Source organism: Streptomyces gossypii, assembly GCF_025165795.1.
Taxonomy (GTDB): Bacteria; Actinomycetota; Actinomycetes; order Streptomycetales; family Streptomycetaceae; genus Streptomyces; species Streptomyces gossypii.
The window spans coordinates 449,618-467,531 of record NZ_JAJAGO010000005.1; the positions used below are offsets into that span (position 1 = coordinate 449,618).

Annotated in this window: 21 protein-coding genes and 1 pseudogene; 7 read left to right on the forward strand and 15 right to left on the reverse strand. The window is 71.2% G+C overall.

Going from position 1 to position 17,914, the window contains the following annotated elements; translation table 11 throughout:
• Positions 1–14 precede the first annotated feature (14 nt).
• The 11 genes from LHJ74_RS13445 to LHJ74_RS13490 all read right to left on the reverse strand — a co-directional run bounded on the left by LHJ74_RS13445 (position 15) and on the right by LHJ74_RS13490 (position 9,272).
• Positions 15–755 carry a sirohydrochlorin chelatase gene (locus tag LHJ74_RS13445; protein WP_260218247.1) on the reverse strand — a complete coding sequence of 247 codons (741 nt, stop codon included), beginning with the start codon at positions 753–755 and terminating at the stop codon, positions 15–17.
• Between the two features lie 83 nt (positions 756–838).
• Positions 839–1,789, reverse strand: coding sequence for an ABC transporter permease (locus LHJ74_RS13450; RefSeq protein WP_260218204.1), 951 nt, complete (start codon positions 1,787–1,789; stop codon positions 839–841).
• Positions 1,776–2,669, reverse strand: a complete 894-nt coding sequence (locus tag LHJ74_RS13455; RefSeq protein WP_260218205.1) for an ABC transporter ATP-binding protein — start codon at positions 2,667–2,669, stop codon at positions 1,776–1,778. Before LHJ74_RS13455 ends, LHJ74_RS13450 begins: the two co-directional genes overlap by 14 nt.
• Positions 2,670–2,764: 95 nt before the next feature.
• Positions 2,765–4,135, reverse strand: a complete 1,371-nt coding sequence (locus LHJ74_RS13460; protein ID WP_260218206.1) for a sulfate adenylyltransferase subunit 1 — start codon at positions 4,133–4,135, stop codon at positions 2,765–2,767.
• A 2-nt stretch (positions 4,136–4,137) separates the two neighbouring features.
• Positions 4,138–5,073 (reverse strand): sulfate adenylyltransferase subunit CysD, encoded by a 936-nt coding sequence (cysD, locus tag LHJ74_RS13465; protein ID WP_260218207.1) that lies wholly within the window; start codon positions 5,071–5,073, stop codon positions 4,138–4,140.
• On the reverse strand, positions 5,070–5,618 hold the full coding sequence (gene cysC / locus LHJ74_RS13470; protein WP_260218248.1) for an adenylyl-sulfate kinase: 549 nt from the start codon (positions 5,616–5,618) through the stop codon (positions 5,070–5,072). The genes cysD and cysC overlap by 4 nt, the downstream gene beginning before the upstream one ends.
• 83 nt (positions 5,619–5,701) lie before the next feature.
• The gene (locus LHJ74_RS13475) at positions 5,702–6,439 is read right to left on the reverse strand and encodes a phosphoadenylyl-sulfate reductase (RefSeq protein WP_260218208.1); all 738 of its coding nucleotides are present in this window, start codon (positions 6,437–6,439) and stop codon (positions 5,702–5,704) included.
• Positions 6,436–6,636 (reverse strand): hypothetical protein, encoded by a 201-nt coding sequence (locus tag LHJ74_RS13480; protein ID WP_260218209.1) that lies wholly within the window; start codon positions 6,634–6,636, stop codon positions 6,436–6,438. The genes LHJ74_RS13475 and LHJ74_RS13480 overlap by 4 nt, the downstream gene beginning before the upstream one ends.
• Positions 6,633–8,330, reverse strand: a complete 1,698-nt coding sequence (locus tag LHJ74_RS13485) for a nitrite/sulfite reductase (protein WP_260218210.1) — start codon at positions 8,328–8,330, stop codon at positions 6,633–6,635. The genes LHJ74_RS13480 and LHJ74_RS13485 overlap by 4 nt, the downstream gene beginning before the upstream one ends.
• Before the next feature lie 189 nt (positions 8,331–8,519).
• A complete protein-coding gene (locus tag LHJ74_RS34175) occupies positions 8,520–8,603 on the reverse strand; it encodes a putative leader peptide (protein ID WP_311203293.1) in 84 nt (27 codons plus the stop codon).
• 93 nt (positions 8,604–8,696) lie between these two features.
• A complete protein-coding gene (locus LHJ74_RS13490; RefSeq protein WP_260218211.1) occupies positions 8,697–9,272 on the reverse strand; it encodes a GNAT family N-acetyltransferase in 576 nt (191 codons plus the stop codon).
• A 141-nt stretch (positions 9,273–9,413) separates the two neighbouring features.
• On the opposite strand from LHJ74_RS13490, the gene LHJ74_RS13495 reads away from it, so the two are divergent.
• Both LHJ74_RS13495 and LHJ74_RS13500 read left to right on the forward strand, forming a co-directional pair.
• A complete protein-coding gene (locus LHJ74_RS13495) occupies positions 9,414–10,424 on the forward strand; it encodes a carbohydrate kinase family protein (protein WP_375546738.1) in 1,011 nt (336 codons plus the stop codon).
• Positions 10,425–10,514: 90 nt separating this feature from the next.
• On the forward strand, positions 10,515–11,633 hold the full coding sequence (locus tag LHJ74_RS13500) for a YihY/virulence factor BrkB family protein (protein WP_260218212.1): 1,119 nt from the start codon (positions 10,515–10,517) through the stop codon (positions 11,631–11,633).
• A 197-nt stretch (positions 11,634–11,830) separates the two neighbouring features.
• Here LHJ74_RS13500 and LHJ74_RS13505 read toward each other — a convergent pair.
• The 4 genes and pseudogenes from LHJ74_RS13505 to LHJ74_RS34395 form a co-directional block, all read right to left on the reverse strand.
• Positions 11,831–12,310: pseudogene (locus LHJ74_RS13505) on the reverse strand (NUDIX hydrolase); the annotation flags it as partial.
• 2 nt (positions 12,311–12,312) lie between these two features.
• Positions 12,313–12,978 carry a helix-turn-helix domain-containing protein gene (locus LHJ74_RS13510; protein ID WP_260218250.1) on the reverse strand — a complete coding sequence of 222 codons (666 nt, stop codon included), beginning with the start codon at positions 12,976–12,978 and terminating at the stop codon, positions 12,313–12,315.
• A 201-nt stretch (positions 12,979–13,179) separates the two neighbouring features.
• A complete protein-coding gene (locus LHJ74_RS13515; RefSeq protein ID WP_260218213.1) occupies positions 13,180–13,545 on the reverse strand; it encodes a DUF2750 domain-containing protein in 366 nt (121 codons plus the stop codon).
• Positions 13,546–13,742: 197 nt separating this feature from the next.
• Positions 13,743–14,141, reverse strand: coding sequence for an intein-containing protein (locus LHJ74_RS34395; protein ID WP_375546739.1), 399 nt, complete (start codon positions 14,139–14,141; stop codon positions 13,743–13,745).
• An 89-nt stretch (positions 14,142–14,230) separates the two neighbouring features.
• Here LHJ74_RS34395 and LHJ74_RS13525 point away from each other — a divergent pair, with 89 nt between their 5' ends.
• The 5 genes from LHJ74_RS13525 (at position 14,231) to LHJ74_RS13545 (ending at position 17,633) form a co-directional block, all read left to right on the forward strand.
• Positions 14,231–14,548 carry a hypothetical protein gene (locus LHJ74_RS13525; RefSeq protein WP_260218214.1) on the forward strand — a complete coding sequence of 106 codons (318 nt, stop codon included), beginning with the start codon at positions 14,231–14,233 and terminating at the stop codon, positions 14,546–14,548.
• A 140-nt stretch (positions 14,549–14,688) separates the two neighbouring features.
• Positions 14,689–14,871 carry a hypothetical protein gene (locus LHJ74_RS13530; RefSeq protein WP_260218215.1) on the forward strand — a complete coding sequence of 61 codons (183 nt, stop codon included), beginning with the start codon at positions 14,689–14,691 and terminating at the stop codon, positions 14,869–14,871.
• Between the two features lie 319 nt (positions 14,872–15,190).
• Positions 15,191–16,324 (forward strand): ribosome small subunit-dependent GTPase A, encoded by a 1,134-nt coding sequence (gene rsgA, locus LHJ74_RS13535; RefSeq protein ID WP_260218216.1) that lies wholly within the window; start codon positions 15,191–15,193, stop codon positions 16,322–16,324.
• 83 nt (positions 16,325–16,407) lie between these two features.
• Positions 16,408–17,007 (forward strand): AAA family ATPase, encoded by a 600-nt coding sequence (locus tag LHJ74_RS13540; RefSeq protein ID WP_260218217.1) that lies wholly within the window; start codon positions 16,408–16,410, stop codon positions 17,005–17,007.
• 14 nt (positions 17,008–17,021) lie between these two features.
• Positions 17,022–17,633, forward strand: a complete 612-nt coding sequence (locus LHJ74_RS13545) for a hypothetical protein (RefSeq protein WP_260218218.1) — start codon at positions 17,022–17,024, stop codon at positions 17,631–17,633.
• The last annotated feature ends 281 nt before the right edge of the window (positions 17,634–17,914 follow it).

Below are 17,914 nucleotides of genomic sequence, written 5' to 3' on the forward strand. Positions count from 1 at the left end.
CCGCCGTCAGGCCGTCAGGCCGTCAGCCTCGCGAACTCGCGGGCGCATGCCTGCCGGTAGCGCACCAGCAGCAGGCGGGCCAGTTCGGGAGCCGGGCCCAGGACGGGGGCCAGGAGGTCGGCACCCGCCTCGCGGGCGCCCTGGACGATCCGGTCGGGCAGGCGGCCGGGCGCGATCAGGTACGGGGCGACGGCCACCCGGCCGACGCCGTCCGCCCGCAGAGCGCGCACGGCATCGGCCGTGCACGGTGCGGACGCGGAGGCGAACGCAGGCCGCACGGCACACCAACCTCTGGTGCGCCGCCACTCCCGCGCGGTTTCAGCGATCACTGCGATCGCCTCCGGGTCTGTGGAGCCCGCCGAGGCGAGCACGATGCCGGTCGATCCGGCCTCGGCGAGGTCGAGGCCGGCCTCGACGAGCCGCCGCTCCAGCGTGCCGGTCAGCAGCGGGTGCGGGCCGAGCACGGCCGCCTGGCGGACAGTCATCCGGGGAAGGCGGACGGCGGACTCGCGCAGCACGGCGGGGATGTCGGACTTGGCGTGGAAGGCACGGGTCAGCAGCAGCGGCAGCGCCACCACCTCGCGCACGCCGTCCGCCTCCAGCCGCTCCAGCACCCGCGGGACGGAGGGGGCGTTGAAGTCCAGATGGCCCACCTCCACGCGCAGCCGGGGCTGGTACGCGCGCACCCGGTCGCGGAGCGCGGCGATGGTCGTGGCGTGCCGCGGGTCCCGGCTGCCGTGCGCGACGATCAGCAGCGCGGGAGCGTCACCGGGGCGCCGCGCGGCTGTCCGGCGGGCGGTCGGCGCACCGCACTGCGGTGCGCGGACGCTCGGCGGGGTCACAGCCGTGCTCCGGTGAGTCCGCGCTGCCGCAGCACCCGCCGCTCCAGTGGTCCGAAGAGCGCCGACTCGACAAGCACACCGACGGCCAGGATCAGCAGGACCGCGGCCAGCACCAGGCTCATCGAGTCGCTCTCCTTGCCCTCGGCCAGGATCCGGCCGATTCCGGGCAGCGGTGTGGCGGTGATCAGTTCGGCGGTCATCAGGGCACGCCAGCCGAAGGTCCAGCCCTGCCGGAGGGCGGCGACGAAGCTCGGCAGCGCCGCGGGCACCAGCACATGCGCCGCCCCGCGCAGCCCGGTGGCGCCCATCGACTTCCCCGCACGCAGCAGCAGTGGCGGCACCTGGTCGATGCCGGAGACGACCGCGACCGCGATGGAGGGCACCGAGCCGAGAAGCACCACCGCGTAGACGGCCCCCTCGGAGTTGCCCAGGGCGATCACCGCCACCGGTACCAGCCCGGCCGCGGGCAGCGACTGGATGGCGGAGAGGATCGGCCCCAGCACCGTACGCAGCAGTGTCAGCCGGGTGAGCAGCAGGCCCAGCGGAATCCCGATGGCGGCTGCCGCACCGAAGCCGATGACGCAGCGCAGCAGGCTCTGCCCGACCGCGGGCAGCAGGGTGCCGTCGGCCTGGGCGGCGGCGAGGTCGGCCCACACCTGGCCGGGTGCGGGAAGGGTGGAAGACCAGTTCAGGGTGTGCGCGAGCTGCCAGAGCGCCAGTACCAGGCCGACGGCCAGCAGCGGCGGGCCCGCCTTGCCGAGCACCCGCCTGGAGACCGCCTTGGCACGGGTGTCGGCCGGGGCGTCCAGCGCGTCCAGGCCGGAGGCCATCTCGTCGGACGGGTCGGGCGCGGTCTGCTCCCGCTCCGGGCCCTGCTCCCGCTCGGGGTGCTGCTCCCTCTTCGCCGTCGGCCCGGCCGAAGCCGAGGCGGCGTCAGTGGCGGGCATGGCGGACGATCTCCTCGTGCAGGTGGCCGGTGATCTCCCGAGCCAGCTCGGTGACACCGCTGTCCTCGATACGGCGCGGGTAGGGCAGTTCCACGTCCCATTCGCGGGCGACCCGGCCGGGCCGCGAGCTGAGCAGTACGACCCGCTGCCCGAGCCGTACGGCCTCCCGCACGTTGTGCGTGACGAACAGCACCGTCAGCGGGCCGCCGCCGCTGCCCTGCCGGCCGCCGCTCTCCTTCGCGGCGGTCCACACCCTGGTCAGCTCCTCGTGCAGGAGATCGCGGGTGATCGCGTCCAGCGCGGCGAACGGCTCGTCCATCAGCAGCACCTCGCTGCCCTGTGCGAGCGCCCGTGCCAGCGCGACACGCTGCCGCATGCCGCCGGAGAGCTCGTGCACGCGCTTCGCGTGCGCGTCCGGCAGCCGCACCAGCTTCAGCAGCTCCTGTGCCCGCTCCCGCCGCTCGTTCCGGGGCACGCCGCCGAACTTCAGGGCCAGTTCGACGTTGCGTCCGGCGCTCAGCCACGGGAAGAGCGCGTGGTCCTGGAACATCAGGGCCGGGCGCCCGTGCGGCACCGTGACCTTGCCCGAACTCGGCTGGTCCAGCCCGGCGACCAGATTGAGCATGGTGGATTTGCCGCAGCCCGACGCCCCCAGCAGACACACGAATTCGCCCGGCGCGGCCTCCAGCCGGATGTCGTCCAGCACCAGCTGCCGCGCACCCGGCGGCCCGAACGCCTTGGAGACACGGTCGAGCCGGACGGCGTACGGGCCCGCCTGGGCGGCAGCGGCGCCTGAGGTGCTGCGGGAGGCGTGACGGTCCGGGTGGCTGGAGGCGGCGGACGCCGACGCGGCTGCGGGGGCGGCGAGTTCGGTGGTCACGGGAGGTGAGTCCTCTCGTCGTCTGCCGCCCCCGGAAGGGACGGCTACGGAAGATGGGCGCTGAGATAGGGGGCCGACGGGCCCGGCATACACACCTAGAAGTCCCAGCCCTCGTCCTCGGAGGTGCCCGGTGCCTCGGCGGTTGCCGCTTCCGCCACTTCGGCGAAGGCGTCGCCCGCCATTCCGGCGGTCAGGGTCGTGCCGTCGGCCGGGTCGATCAGCAGGAAGGAGCCGGTGCGCCGGGAGTCCGCGTACGCGTCCACCGGCAGCGCCTCCGCCGTACGCAGGACCACCCGCCCGATGTCGTTGGCGACCAGTTCCCCGGGCGCCGGATGCTGGGAGAGATCGTCCAGCGTGAGGCGGGAGGGGATCTCCTTCACCAGCGCCTTCACCGTGCGGGTCGAGTGCTTGAGCAGCACCCGGTCGCCCGGCTTGAGCGGCCGGTCGGCGACATGGCAGACGGTGGCCGTCAGGTCCTGGCCGGCGCGGACGGCGGCGTCGGCCGGGGCGATCAGATCACCGCGGGAGATGTCCAGATCATCGGCGAGCCGCAGGGTGACCGACTGGGGAGCCCAGGCGATGTCCACGGAGTGGCCGAGCGCGTCGATCGCCTCGACCGTGCTGGTGCGGCCGGACGGCAGCACCGTGACCCGGTCGCCCGTACGGAAGATCCCGGAGGCGATCTGCCCCGCGTAGCCCCGGTAGTCGGGGTGCTCCGGGGTCTGCGGACGGATGACGTACTGCACCGGGAAGCGGGCCGGGTCCTCGCTGGGGTCGCGGGCGACGACCGGCACCGTCTCCAGGTGCTCCAGCACCGTCGGGCCGCCGTACCAGTCCATGGCGGCCGAGGCGGTCACCACGTTGTCGCCCGTCAGCGCGGAGATCGGGATCGAGGTGACCTCGGGCACGCCGAGCGACGCGGCGTAGGTGGTGAACTCCTCGGCTATCGCGGCGAAGACGCTCTCCCGGTAGTCGACGAGGTCCATCTTGTTGACCGCCAGCACCACGTGCGGCACCCGCAGCAGGGCGGCGACCGCGGCATGGCGGCGCGTCTGCTCGACGACGCCGTTGCGCGCGTCGACGAGTACGACGGCCAGCTCGGCGGTGGACGCGCCGGTGACCATGTTGCGGGTGTACTGCACATGGCCCGGGGTGTCGGCGAGGATGAACCGGCGGCGCGGGGTGGCGAAGTAGCGGTAGGCGACGTCGATGGTGATGCCCTGCTCCCGCTCGGCGCGCAGCCCGTCGGTGAGCAGCGCCAGGTCCGGGGCTTCCTGGCCCCGGTTGCGCGACGCGTGCTCGACGGCCTCCAGCTGGTCGGTCAGCACCGACTTGGAGTCGTGCAGCAGCCGGCCGACCAGGGTGGACTTGCCGTCGTCGACGGAGCCGGCCGTCGCGAACCGCAGCAGCGAGGTGGCGGCCAGCGCCGGGTCCTCCGCGTCGGGAAGGCTTCTGGTGTCGGTCATGATCAGAAATACCCCTCGCGCTTGCGGTCTTCCATGGCGGCCTCGGAGAGCTTGTCGTCGGCGCGGGTGGCGCCGCGTTCGGTGAGGCGGGACGCGGTGATCTCGGTGATCACCTTGTCCGTGGTGTCGGCTTCGGAGTCGACGGCGCCGGTGCAGGACATGTCGCCGACGGTGCGGTAGCGCACCTGGCGGGTCTCCAGCAGCTCGCCGTCGGCCGGGCCGCCCCAGCCGCCGGGGGCCAGCCACATGCCCTGGCGCTGGAAGACCTCCCGGTCATGGGCGTAGTAGATCGCGGGGAGGTCGATCTTCTCCCGGCTGATGTACTGCCAGACGTCCAGCTCAGTCCAGTTGGAGAGCGGGAAGACCCGCACATGCTCGCCGGGTGCGTGGCGGCCGTTGTAGAGCTGCCACAGCTCGGGGCGCTGGCGGCGCGGATTCCAGGCACCGAACTCGTCGCGCAGGGAGAAGACGCGCTCCTTGGCGCGTGCCTTCTCCTCGTCGCGGCGCCCGCCGCCGAAGACCGCGTCGAAGCGGTGACCGTTGATGGCGTCCAGCAGCGGGACGGTCTGCAGCGGGTTGCGGGTGCCGTCGGGCCGCTCGCGCAACCTGCCGTCGTCGATGAAGTCCTGGACGTGGGCGACGTGCAGGCGCAGGCCGTGCCGCTCGACCGTCCGGTCGCGGTGCTCCAGCACCTCGGGGAAGTTGTGCCCGGTGTCGACGTGCAGCAGGGAGAAGGGGATCGCCGCGGGTGCGAACGCCTTCAGCGCCAGGTGCAGCATGACGATGGAGTCCTTGCCGCCCGAGTAGAGGATGACGGGGCGCTCGAACTCCCCGGCCACCTCGCGGAAGATGTGCACCGCCTCGGACTCCAGCGCGTCCAGATGCGAGAGCGCGTACGGGCTGTCGGTGGCCTCCGTGAGCCGGGCCGCGGCCGTCATACCAGTCCCCTTTCGGCGAGCAGCGCGTGCAGCGCGCCCGCTGACTCCTCGACGCTCTGGCGGTGTGCCTCGATCCGCAGATCCGGATCGGCGGGCACCTCGTACGGGTCGTCCACTCCGGTCAGTCCGGTGAGGTCACCGGCGGCCTGCCGCGCGTACAGGCCCTTGACGTCGCGGTCGCTGCAGACCTCCACCGGGGTGGCGACGTGCACCTCCAAGTAGCCCGTACCGGCGGCCTGGTGGCGTTTGCGTACGGCCTCGCGGCTGTCGGCGTACGGGGCGATCACCGGCACCAGCGCCTTGACGCCGTGCGAGGCGAGCATCTCGGCGACGAAGCCGATCCGCTGCACGTTGGTGTCCCGGTCCTCGGGCGAGAAGCCGAGCCCGGCGGAGAGGAAGGTGCGGATCTCGTCTCCGTCCAGCACCTCCACCCGGTGGCCCTCGCCGGTCAGCCGGTCGGCGAGCGCCCGGGCGATCGTCGTCTTTCCGGCGCTCGGCAGGCCCGTAAGCCACACCGTCGCCCCTGTGCCTGTCGTCAGGCCCATCTCCCGCTCCCCGGATGTCCGTACGTCATCAGTGCTCACCCTGTTCACTGTGCTATCCCTGCCCTAAATTCGCACTAAGCGCATCACAGGTGCAGGCCGCACTCGGTCTTGTTGAAGCCCGCCCAGCGGCCGGCGCGGGCGTCCTCGCCCGCCGCCACCCGGCGGGTGCAGGGTGCGCAGCCGACCGAGGCGTAACCGTCGGACAGCAGAGGGTTGGTGAGCACGCCGTGCTCGGCGACGTACGCCTCCACGTCGGCGTCCGTCCAGCGGGCTATCGGCGAGATCTTGACCTTCTGCCGCTTCTCGTCCCAGCCGACGACCGGCGTGTCCGCCCGGCTGGGCGACTCGATGCGCCGCAGGCCGGTGGCCCAGGCGTCATAGCCGCGCAGGCCCTCCTCCAGCGGCCGCACCTTCCGCAGCGCGCAGCACAGGTCCGGGTCGCGGTCGTGCAGCCGCGGTCCGTGCTCGGCGTCCTGCTCGGCCACGGTCTGCCGCGGAGTGAGGGTGATCACCTCGACGTCCATCACTGCGGCCACCGCGTCCCTGGTTCCGATCGTCTCCGGAAAGTGGTAGCCGGTGTCGAGGAACACGACGTGAACGCCGGGGAACGCACGGGAGGCGAGATGCGCGACCACCGCGTCCTCCATGGAGGAGGTGACGCAGAAGCGGGGCCCGAACGTTTCGGCAGCCCAGCGCAGTACGTCGAGCGCGCTGGCGTCCTCCAGGGCGCGGCCCGCCTCCTCGGCGAGCTGCCGGAGGCGGTCCGGGTCGGCGGGCTGCGGGGACTCGGCCTGCTTCTGGGCGTCCTTGACGGTGGTCATGCGGTGGTGCCCCCTTCGGTGCGGTGCCCGGACGGCGGGGCCACGGCCCGCACTCCGAGGAAAGTCAGAGCGAAGTCGCGCCCGCAGGAGGTGCACTCCCACGCCGCCCCCGCGCCCCGGGCAGTTTCCCGCTCGGAGGGGCGCAGATCCTCCTCCCCGCAGTACGGGCAGTAGAACGGGGCGGCACGCTCGCTCACTTGAGGGCCCCCTCTTCGGCGCGGGCGGCCCACTGGGTGAAGCGCTCGCCGTCCGTGCGCTGTTCCCCGAAAGCGCGGAGCACTCGCTCCAGATAGTCCGGCAGCTCCTCGGCGGTGACCTTGAGCCCGCGCACCTTCCGGCCGAAGCCGGGCTCGAGGCCGAGGGAGCCGCCGAGGTGGACCTGATAGCCCCCGACCTGCTCGCCCTGGTCGTTGGTGACCAGCTGCCCCTTGAGACCGATGTCCGCGACCTGGATACGTGCGCAGGAGTTGGGGCATCCGTTGAGGTTGATGGTGACCGGCTCGTCGAACTCGGGGAGGCGGCGCTCCAGTTCCTCGATGACGTCGATGCCCGCCTGCTTGGTCTCGACGATCGCGAGCTTGCAGAACTCGAGGCCCGTGCAGGCCATCACGCCGCGCCGGAAGACGGACGGCTCGGTGGTCAGGCCGAGCGCGGCCAGCGCGTCGGTCAGCGAGGCGACCTGCTCCGGTTCGACGTCGAGGATGAGCATCTTCTGCTCGACGGTGGTGCGGACGCGGCCGGAGCCGTGCGCCTCGGCGAGGTCGGCGATCTTGCCGAGCGTGGCGCCGTCGACGCGCCCGACGCGCGGGGCGAAGCCCACGTAGCGGCGGCCGTCCCGCTGTTCGTGCACCCCGACGTGGTCGCGCCACTGCTGGGCGGGCTTCTCGGGGGCCGGGCCGTCGGCGAGCGTACGCAGCAGGTACTCCTCCTCGAGCACCTTGCGGAACTTCTCCGGGCCCCAGTCGGTGACGAGGAACTTGAGGCGGGCGCGGTGCCGCAGCCGCCGGTAGCCGTAATCCCGGAAGATCGAGACGACGCCCTCGTGGACGTTCGCCACGTCCTCCAGCGGCACCCAAGCGCCGAGCCGTACGCCGAGCTTGGGGTTGGTGGAGAGCCCGCCGCCGACCCACAGGTCGAAACCGGGGCCGAGCTCGGGGTGGACGACGCCGACGAAGGCGACGTCGTTGATCTCGTGTGTGACATCGAGCAGCGGCGATCCCGAGACGGCCGTCTTGAACTTGCGCGGCAGGTTCGAGTACGCCTTGTTGCCGACGACCCGGCGGCTGATCTCCTCGATCGCGGGAGTGCCGTCGATGATCTCGTCCTTGGCGATCCCGGCGACGGGGGAGCCGAGGATGACGCGCGGCACGTCGCCGCACGCCTCGGTCGTCGACAGGCCGACGCCCTCCAGGCGGCGCCAGATCTCCGGCATGTCCTCGATGCGGATCCAGTGGAACTGGACGTTCTGGCGGTTGGTGATGTCCGCCGTCCCGCGCGCGAACTCCTGGGAGATCTCGCCGATGACGCGCAGCTGCGCCGTCGTCAGCCGGCCGCCGTCGATGCGGACCCGGAGCATGAAGTGCTCGTCGTCCAGCTCTTCGGGCGCCAGCACGGCGGTCTTGCCGCCGCTGATGCCGGGCTTGCGCTGGGTGTAGAGGCCCCACCAGCGCATCCGTCCGCGGAGGTCGGCTCCGTCGATGGAGTCGAAGCCGCCGTTGGCGTAGATCGTCTCAATACGTGTCCGTACGTTGAGACCGTCGTCGTCCTTCTTCGTCTGCTCGTTGCCGTTGAGCGGGGTGAAGTGCCCGGCGGACCACTGCCCCTCGCCGCGGTGGCGGCCCGCCTTGCGACGGGGCCGTTCGGCGTCGGGGCGCGGGGAGGTGTCGGCCATGACGATACGTCCTTCGGACTCACGGGGATACGGCTCGATCGCACCGCACCGGCGTACCTGGGCAGGCGTGTGCGCAGGTGGTGCGGCGGTTCGGTGCTTCTGCGGCTCGATGGCTGGGGGGTTCTGCGGTGTCGGAGACGCCCGCCCGCGACGATGAGGGAGAGCGGAGGGACGGCGGTGCTGAGTGCGTCAGCCCGCCGGACACATGGCGCTGGACAGGCGACCGAGGTCGACGTGGCGTCGACTTACCAGGGCGATTCCCGCTCGAGACATGAGGGAAAGCCTGACACGGGGTGCCAGTCCAGTCCACCACTATCCGTCATATGGACAGACTTGTCCCGCATCGTGGGATGACTCTGCTGTCGGTCACATCGCCCCAGGCCAGGGGCCCGGGGACGGGACGAAGTTTTCGTCCTCCGTGCGGGTGTCGTACACCCGGAAGCCGCGCCGCTGGTAGTTGCCCAGGGCGTGCGGTCCATCCTTGCTGCAGGTGTGCACCCACACCCGGCGCGTCGGCTCACGGTCGCCGGGGCGGCGTTCGCCCATGTCCCAGGCCCGTTCGGTCCCGTACGAGAGGAGATGTCCGCCGATGCGGCGTCCGCGGAAGGCGGGGAGCAGCCCGAAGTAGCTGATCTCGACCGCGCCCCCGTCGTGGCCCTCCAGCTCGATGAACCCGGCCGGGGTGCCGTGCGCGTAGGCCACCCAGGTCTCCACCGCGGGCCTGCCCAGGAAGTCCTGCCACTGCCCGTATGTCCAGCCCAGCCGGTCGGTCCAGGTGACGTCCTGGCCGACGGAGGAGTAGAGGAACCGGCTGAACTCCGGACTGGCGGTCTCCGCCCGCACTATCCGTATGCCGGACGAGGCGTCCGGCATGTGGGCGAGGCGGAGGTCGTCCGGCGAGGTCTGCTCAAGCCACCAGGTGGTGACGGACAGGGTGCGCATGACTCCAGTGAACCATCGGGATTCAGCCAACCAGCACGGTGGTGGCCGCCCGGACCGAGCCCCCGGGCAAGACGCTCCGTTGACTTCACCGCACCGGGCTGCTGGACTCCGCGCGAGCCCCTGTCGCTGAAAGGCCCGCGTGTGACCGTCCCTCCTGTTTCCCCTGCTCCAGCCGACGCCCTCTCCGGCGCCCCTGCCGGTTCCGCCCCCGTCGCGGTGCTCGGCGAATGCGTCGCGGACGCCTTCGTCACCACACCGGTCGAAGACGCGGCGACGCGCATGGCCACATCCGCCATGGGCCTGGAAGTACGCCCCGGCGGCGGACCGGCGAACACCGCCGTCGCCCTGGCCCGGCTGGGCACCCCCACCCGCTTTCTGGGCCGGCTCTCCACCGACGTCTTCGGCCGCCTCTTCCGCGCACATCTGACCGGCTCCGGCGCGGACCTGGACGGTGCCGTCGCCGCCCGAGAGCCCAGCACCCTGGCGGTGGCCGCCCTCGACCCCGACGGCCGCGCCGACTACTCCTTCCACGCGGACGGCGCCGCCGACTGGCAGTGGACCCCCGAAGAACTGGCACAGGCCACCGACCCGCCTCTGTCCGCCCTCCACACCGGCTCCCTCGCGCTCGTCCGCCCGCCGGGCGCCGCGCACCTCGAGGAACTGCTGCACGCCATCCGGGCGCGGGCCACCGTCTCCATAGACCCCAACGTGCGGCCCCTGCTGGTGGACCCGGCACGCTACCGGGAGCGGCTGGAGCACTGGTGCCGGGCCGCCGACATCCTCCGACTCTCCGACGACGACCTCGCCGAGCTGTGCCCCGGTCAGGCACCGGAGCGTGCCGCCGACACCTTCCACGCCCATGGCACCCGCCTCGTCGTCGTCACCCTCGGCCCCGGCGGGGTGTTCGCCTCCCTCGACGGCGAGCGGGTGCACGTTCCCGCGCCGCCGGTCGAGGTCGTCGACACGGTGGGGGCGGGCGACTCCTTCATGGCGGGCCTGCTGCACGCGCTGCACGGTGACGGTGTGCTGGGCGGGCGGCTGGACACCCTCCGCATCGAACAAGTGTCCGAAGCGCTCACGCTCGGCACCCGGATCGCCGCCGCCGTCTGCGCGGTACGCGGCGCGAACCCGCCCTGGGCGGCTGAGCTTTGACGGCCGCCCCCGCGATGGGGCGGCGGGCACCGGCGGTGCACCGACGGCGGCCGGTAAAGGGCCGGCCCGCTGGCCGGATACGTTTAGAAGGTGCAAGCAGCCGAAAAGCCCCCTGAGCAGCAGCCCGGAGCCCTTCGCCGGGCCCGTGCGATGTACCGCAACGTCCCCAAGCGCAAGATGGCCTGGCTGCTGCTGAAGGACACCGTCAACTCCTGCATCGAGCACCGCGTGCTGGGCCTGGCGGCCGAGGCCGCGTTCTTCACCCTGATCTCGATCCCGCCCCTGCTGGTCGGGATGGTCGGCCTGCTCGGCTATCTCGACACCTGGATCGGCCTGGACACCATCGAGTCGATCCGCGCCAACTTCCTGGAAGCCGCCGGGACCGTCCTGTCCGACCGCGGCGTCGATGAGATCGCCCGCCCGCTGATCGACGACGTGATCAAGGGCGGCCGTCCCGACGTCATCTCCCTCGGCTTCGCACTCGCGCTGTGGTCCGGCTCGCGCGCGGTGAACGTCTTCATCGACACCATCACCGTCATGTACGGACTCGACGGCCACCGCGGCATCATCAAGACCCGGCTGCTCGCCTTCGGCCTCTACGTCGTCGCCCTCGTCATCGGACTCATCGCCCTCCCGCTGATGGTCGCGGGCCCGGAGACCGCCGTGGAACTGCTGCCGCAGACCAGATGGCTGGTCGCCACGTTCTACTGGCCGGTGGTGCTGCTGCTGTCCATCGTCTTCCTCACCACGCTCTACCACGTCTCCGTGCCCGTCCGCTCGCCATGGCGGGAGGACGTGCCGGGCGCCCTGGTCGCCCTGGTGATGTGGGTGCTCGGCAGCTTCCTGCTGCGCGTCTACCTCACCAACACCATCGAGGGCCCGACGATCTACGGCTCACTGGCCGCGCCCGTCGCCGTACTGCTGTGGATCGGCATCTCCGCCTTCGCCGTACTGGTCGGCGCCGCCGTCAACGCCGCCATCGACCGGGTCTGGCCCGCCGCGGCCACCGCCGCCGCCCGCCGGATCACCGAGCGGGCGCGCGAGGAGGCGGCGGCCGAGGTCGTCGCCGCGGCGGCGGCACGGCGCGCGATGCGCGGGGCGGAGGGCGAAGGCGACGAAGACCCGCCCGCGGAGTTCCCGGAGCGCTGGACGAAGTTCCTGCCCCCCAGCGACGTCCGCTCCCGCCTGCGCTCCCGCAACCGCCACTGAGAGGCTGTCGGGTGACCTCAGACCGGGCGGCCACGCCCCCGTTCTCCGTCCCGGCCTCCTCGACGTCCTCCTCTTCATCCTGCGGCTCCTTCTTGGCCACCCTGGCGCCAGCGGAGGGTTCGACGTACTCGCCCCGACTCCGCGCCGCGCTTCGATCCGGCCGACTCCAGTGGAACCAGACCCTGCACCGGTGGGAGCAGGTGAGGCCCCTCCTCGTGAGTACCGCGGTGAACTGGTCTTCGCCGCCGCACGCGGAGTCGTCGGGTGTGGTGCATGGGCAACTGCTCGATGTCTTCGGGCGGCACGAACCGGAGCTTGGCGGACTCGTCGGAGATCTCCAGTTGGCCGCCGGTGATGCGGGCGGTGAAGCAGACGTTGAACTGGCGGCCGACCTCGCCGTCGGTGCAGGCGATGACGTGTTTCGGGTCGGTGTAGGTGCTGACCGGGCCGGTGATCTCGATGTCGAGGCCGGTCTCTTCCTTGACCTCGCGGACGGCCGTGCCGGGTAGGGAGTCGGTGAGGTCCATGCCGCCGCCGGGCAGGGCCCACAGGTCGCTGTCGCGGCGGCGCTGGAGGAGGATGCGCCCGTGGTCGTCGGTGACGACGGCGGAGGCGGCGACGACCATGCTGTTCGGCTCGGGCGCGTTCGGGTCGTCGTAGTACTCGGTGCGGGCCACGGTCAGCCTTCCTCTCGTACGGGGGTTGCTGTCGCCCACACCGCGTCGAAACTGGCGGCGCAGGTGTCGAACATGCCGCCCCCTGGTGCCGGCGAAGTGCCACACAGGGCGGCGTAGGCGTTGACGCCCCAGAGGTGTGCGTTGACGAGTTGCTGGTCGTCGACGCGGTAGAGGGAGTTGTAGAGCGTGATGCCGTGGCCGAACCGCTCCTCCCGGCCGCGGGCCTGGACGTTGTCGCTGTCGGCATTTCCGATCGCGATGCGGACGTTGCAGCCTTCGGCGGCGCGTTCGGTGAGGAGTTCGTTCAGTCGCGAGTACGCCTCGTGGAGGAAGACGGCCGCGTACACGAGGATGTCGATCCGTTCCCGGGCCCGGGCCACGAGGTCGGTGAACATCGAGACCGGAATGTCGGCCCGCTGTTCATAGAGCGCGACCAGTTCGGGGCTGAGGGCGCGGGCGGGACGGGCTTGGCGGAGTGCCGGCCAAAGCGCGTGCACGTCTTCCCCCAGGGCTTTGGCCGCCCGGAGGGCTGTGGCACGGCGCGGGGTGCGCCCGAGGTTCACCCAGCGCTCGAACGACTTGGGGTCGATCTCGACCTCCTGGGCGAGGGCGGCGTAGGTCCAGCCTCCGGCACCCTCGACCGTGCCTTGTTCTGCCGCCCCTGCCAGGGACGCGGCGCCACCCTCCTGCCCCACGGATCCCCGCTCCCGTGCACCGCCTGCAACGGCACCGGACAGGCCCGCCCACTGCCTCGCCTCGCCGTCGCCCGCCACGTGCGGCAGATGATCCTCACCTGCTGGGACCTGGGCAGGCTGCCGGAATCCACAGATCTCAAGCTCGCAAACTCCGGTGGGGCCCCTCGGCCGAATCTACCGGCCGTATGGTGGCTCGCCGAGCGCGTGAATGAGACGATTGACTACTTCACCGACAGTGAAGTCCCATCCGGTTAGGTGCTGTCCGCTCCAGTTAATCCCCACCCGGAAGTCGTCCTTGGCTAGATCTGGCAAAGCCGCGCTTCGCCAATGATCCAGCGGCATTGCAACAGCTCGAAATTGAGGACCCCATAGCTGAGCGGCGCGCTGCGTACGGGTCTCCGACGACCAGTAGGGGAAAGCTGGTTGCCCAGAACTTGAGACCGGGGTCGGACTGCCGTCGTCCTCTCGAACCCACCAAACGGTACGAGTCTGAGCGATCTCACGGAAGAAGGCCGCTGTCTGAGCCCCACTTATGCTCACCTGAATCCTCCTAGATCATCCCGACTTCAGCATCACGCTTGAGCGCGGCACCAGAGGGCCCAGCGCCGCGCGCCCTTCGCAGCGTTAGTAACCGGGCGGCAGCCTACGGTGTCCGCCTGGATCCATGAGGACATGATCCTCTGGCCATCGTGGCGTTATCAACATACCGCCATCCCGCTCGGGAATAGGTTCATGACTCAGCTCCATTGATTCCCACGATCCGTTGGATGCTGCCGCTGTGGCGCCATTCCGCGCTTCATACGACCGGCGTTCGCGGCACCATATTGGTCTGCGGCGCCCGGCTCCGCCGCTTCGTTCTTCCAAAACCGCTTACGCAGGGTGGACATGGACGGTGCGACGCCATTCTTATTGGGCTTGGAATAATCCTCGCCCGATTTCCAGCGCCCACCACAGTTGCTGTTGTGAACCAGGACCGGCGTCTGCCCAGCGAGCACATAGTACGTGTGGGTGTTGTTGATGGTGAGGTCGTGGGTGCGCTGGTGTTTGGTGAAGAAGCGGGTGGCGGTGAGGGTGGCGGTGTCGCCGTCGGGGGTGCGGAGGGTCATGCCGGCGGTGAGGTTGTCGGCGTTACCCACTTGTCCTCGGAGGGGGACCAGAAGGGGTGGGTGGTGGTGGAGATGAGGGAGGCGGGGCCGTCCTCGGTGGCGATCGTGAGGTCGGTGAAGTGCTTGTCGTCCTCGGTGACGATGGTCCCGACGACTTCGCGGGTGGTGGTCTTACCGGGTTCGGGATCGGTGACCAGGACCTTGTCACCGAGCTGGACGTCCTCGATGTCCTTGCGGTGCCGTCGGCCAGGAGGACCCCCCGTGCCGGGGGCGAAGCTGTGACACCCGTCGAACTTAGGAACTACTCGGTCACGCCCACATCGGCGTCTACACCCACGTACGGCTCCGCCGCCAGCGCCAGGCCCATCGACGGCAACGCCCTCAGTCCAACGGGCAACGCTCCCGACGCCCTACCCACCGCAGCCGTCGTCCGCTGACGTTGCCGTCAGTGTTGTCGTCAAAAGGCCCTGGAATAAGTGTATGGCGATGTCCTGAGCTTTGGTGCCGGGTTCGACCGCTTCGTTGCGTCGTTCGCTCAGGCGAGCGGCGTGCACGGGCCTGGACTGATACCGCCCGCATGTGGCATGCGCTCCGGGACGGGAACCAGACGTTCGCCGCGCTGCGGCGGGTCGAGCAGGAGGCGCCGCAGGAGGTACGGCGGCCGGCGCTCCGCGCGCTGACGGCTGACCTCCTCTTCGCCCCGGCCCGCGTCCCCGGCGTGCGGGAGTTCGCGGCTCGCACGGGTGCCATCCCGACCTGACCCCGTCCACTCGGCCCGGGGCCGGTCAACGGCGGCCGGACACAGCGATGCGAGCCTGGCGGGCTCACCTCGCCGTACCGAAAACCGGTGGCGGCGGACCGTAGCGGGACGCTACGATGAATGCCGGTCCGGGAGGTGCGGCTGCGCACTCCCCGTAGGCCGCTGTCGGCTTGTGCAGGAACGGAAGAAGCAGGAGGTGGATACCGATGACTGTCACCGCGCTGGGCGCTGCCCGCACACAGGAGCTCATCCATCCCACCTCCGTGGCCTCCGGCTGACTGATCCCTGCGCCGGGGCCACCCCCTGAAGGGTCTCCCCGTTGTCTTCTCTTGACCTCTCCTCTGCGCGCCCGTTCTCGGCCTACGGCTGGGATGACGGGTTCGCCGAGCAGTTCCTCCCCTTCGCCGAGCAGGGGCTCCTGCCCGGCCGGATCATCCGCGTCGACCGCGGGCGAGTGGACGCGGTCGTGCCCGAGGGCGACGGCGTCCGCACCGTGCTCGCGGACACCGCGCTGGTCGCCACCAGCGACCCCCAGCGTGTCCCGTGCACAGGCGACTTCGCCGCGCTCGATCTCGACTCCCGCCACGGCGGGGCCGCCCTGGACGGCTTCGTCCGCGCGCTGCTGCCACGCCGCACCTCTTTCGTACGCTCCACCGCCTCGAACCGCACCGAGGGCCAGGTGCTCGCCGCCAACGTCGACCACGCACTCATCGCCGTCTCGCTCGCCGTCGAGCTGGACCTCGGACGGATCGAACGCTTCGTCTCGCTGGGCTGGTCCAGCGGTGCCCAGCCGCTGGTCGTACTCACCAAGGCGGACCTCGTGCCCGACCGGGCCACCCTCGGCCAGCTGCTCGCCGACACCGAGTCGGCGGCCCCCGGCGTCCAGGTGCTGGCGGTGAGCTCGGAGACCGGCGCCGGGGTCGACGCCCTGCGCGCCGTCCTCGGCGAGGGCACCGCCGTACTGCTCGGCCAGTCCGGCGCGGGCAAGTCCACCCTCGCCAACGCCCTGCTGGGGCGCGAGATCCAGGAGGTGCAAACCACCCGCGACCGGGACGGCAAGGGCAGGCACACCACGACCACCCGTGACCTGCTGCCGATGCCCGGCGGCGGGGTCCTCATCGACACGCCGGGCCTGCGCGGCGTCGGCCTCTGGGACGCCGAGGAGGGCGTCAGCCAGGCGTTCGCGGAGATCGAGGCGCTGGCCGGGCGCTGCCGCTTCCAGGACTGCGGGCACCGGTCGGAGCCGGGCTGCGAGGTCCTCGCGGCGATCGACGACGGCTCACTGCCCGAACGCCGCCTGGAGAGCTACCGCAAACTGCTGAGGGAGAACGAGCGGCTCGCCGCCCGCTCGGACGCCAGGCTGCGGGCCGAGCAGAAGCAGATGTTCAAACAGCGCCAGGCACTGGGCCGCCACATGATGGAACGCAAGCGCGGCCCGCGCCACCAGCGCTGACCGGCCGCGCCTGCCGGAACCCGTTGCCGTACCGCGCCACGGGCGCGATGCGGCAACGGGTTCGCGCTTGCTACGGTCACCGCATGCCAGCACCGATCCTGTGGATCAACGGCCCGTTCGGCGGCGGCAAGACCCAGACCGCCCACGAACTGCTGCGACGCCTGCCGGGCAGCGTGGTCAGCGACCCGGAGCACCTCGGCTTCGGCCTCCACCGCATGCTGCCCCGCACCTCGCGCGGCGACTTCCAGGACTGGCCGCTGTGGCGGCGCGGCGTGCGCGAGGTGCTCAGCCGGGTCGCGTACGAGCAGACCGGTCCGGTGATCGTGCCGATGACGCTGACCGACCCCGGCTACTTCGAGGAGATCATCGGCACGCTGCGCCGCGACGGCCACGATGTGCGGCACTTCGCGCTGCTGGCCGACCGCCGCACCGTGGTGCGCCGCATCCGCAACCGGGGACCGCGCCGGGACAGCTGGGCGCTCGGCAAGGTTGACCACTGCCTCTCCACCCTGGCGCGACCCGAGTTCGCGCACCACCTGAGCACGGAGTCCCGCACGGTCCCGCAGGTCGCCGAGGCCGTCGCTGCCTCGGCGGGCCTGCGGCTCACCCCGAATGCGGACGGTCCGGCCCGGCACTGGCTGCGCCGGGCGCGGGTCAGCCTCCGGCACGTCCGGTTCGACTGAGAGCGCCCGTAACCATGACCGACCTGCCCACCCCTTTCGGCCCGCTCCACTTCCAGCTCGTCCTGCTGCGCCGCATGTCCGACTTCCAGCCCGGCCTGGTCGAGGACGCGCTGCGTGAACTCGGCAGCGGGCGCGCGGAGATGCGCGAGGCCAACCGGCGCTGGCAGGCGATACTCCGCTCCCCGCGCGGCGGCCGTGGCGCCGCGGCCCGCTACCGGTCCGTACTCGGCCCGCCCGAGACCAGCGGTCAGCGCAGCATCGGCGACCTGGACTGCACGGTCCTGACCTGGCGCCTGCCGCTCTGGCCCGACCTGCGCTTCGAGGTGCTGAGCCTGCCGGGAGCCCCCGGCGCACCGGGCGGCTCCGCCTGGAACGCCTGGCTGGTACGTGCCGAGGGCGCCCCGGCCCCCGTGCTCCGTACGGTCGAGGATCTGCGGCCCTGGTCCTGCACCGTGGACGAGGTGGCTTGCGCCTTCGCCCCCGCCCGCCCGCTGGAAGGGTCCGCCCCGACCCGCTGGCGCCTGGCCTTCACCGCCCCGGACGCGGCGGGAACGCCACACCGCATCACCGCGGAATTCACCTGGGGCCTCCTCCAGCGACTCCCGGAACCGAGCGGGGGACTGTAGGCCTTCCCGGCCCCCCCCTCGCCGTCGGTTCAACGCATCGTGGAGGCGTGTTCACTGACCGTCTAGGACGGTTTCGGTTCCCTTCTGCATGCAAAAGTGATTCAGGTCACTAAGGGCGCGTGCTGAATGGTCATACATGTCTGCTTTGGTGGCGTAGATCAGTTTACTTAACTTCCCTTAACGTCGAGCCACTTGTTTCTTACGAGATCTTCAACTTGTGGGTGGGGTGTGGGGGTTATGGGGAGAGCTCTGCGCAGACGCAGACGCAGACGCAGACGCAG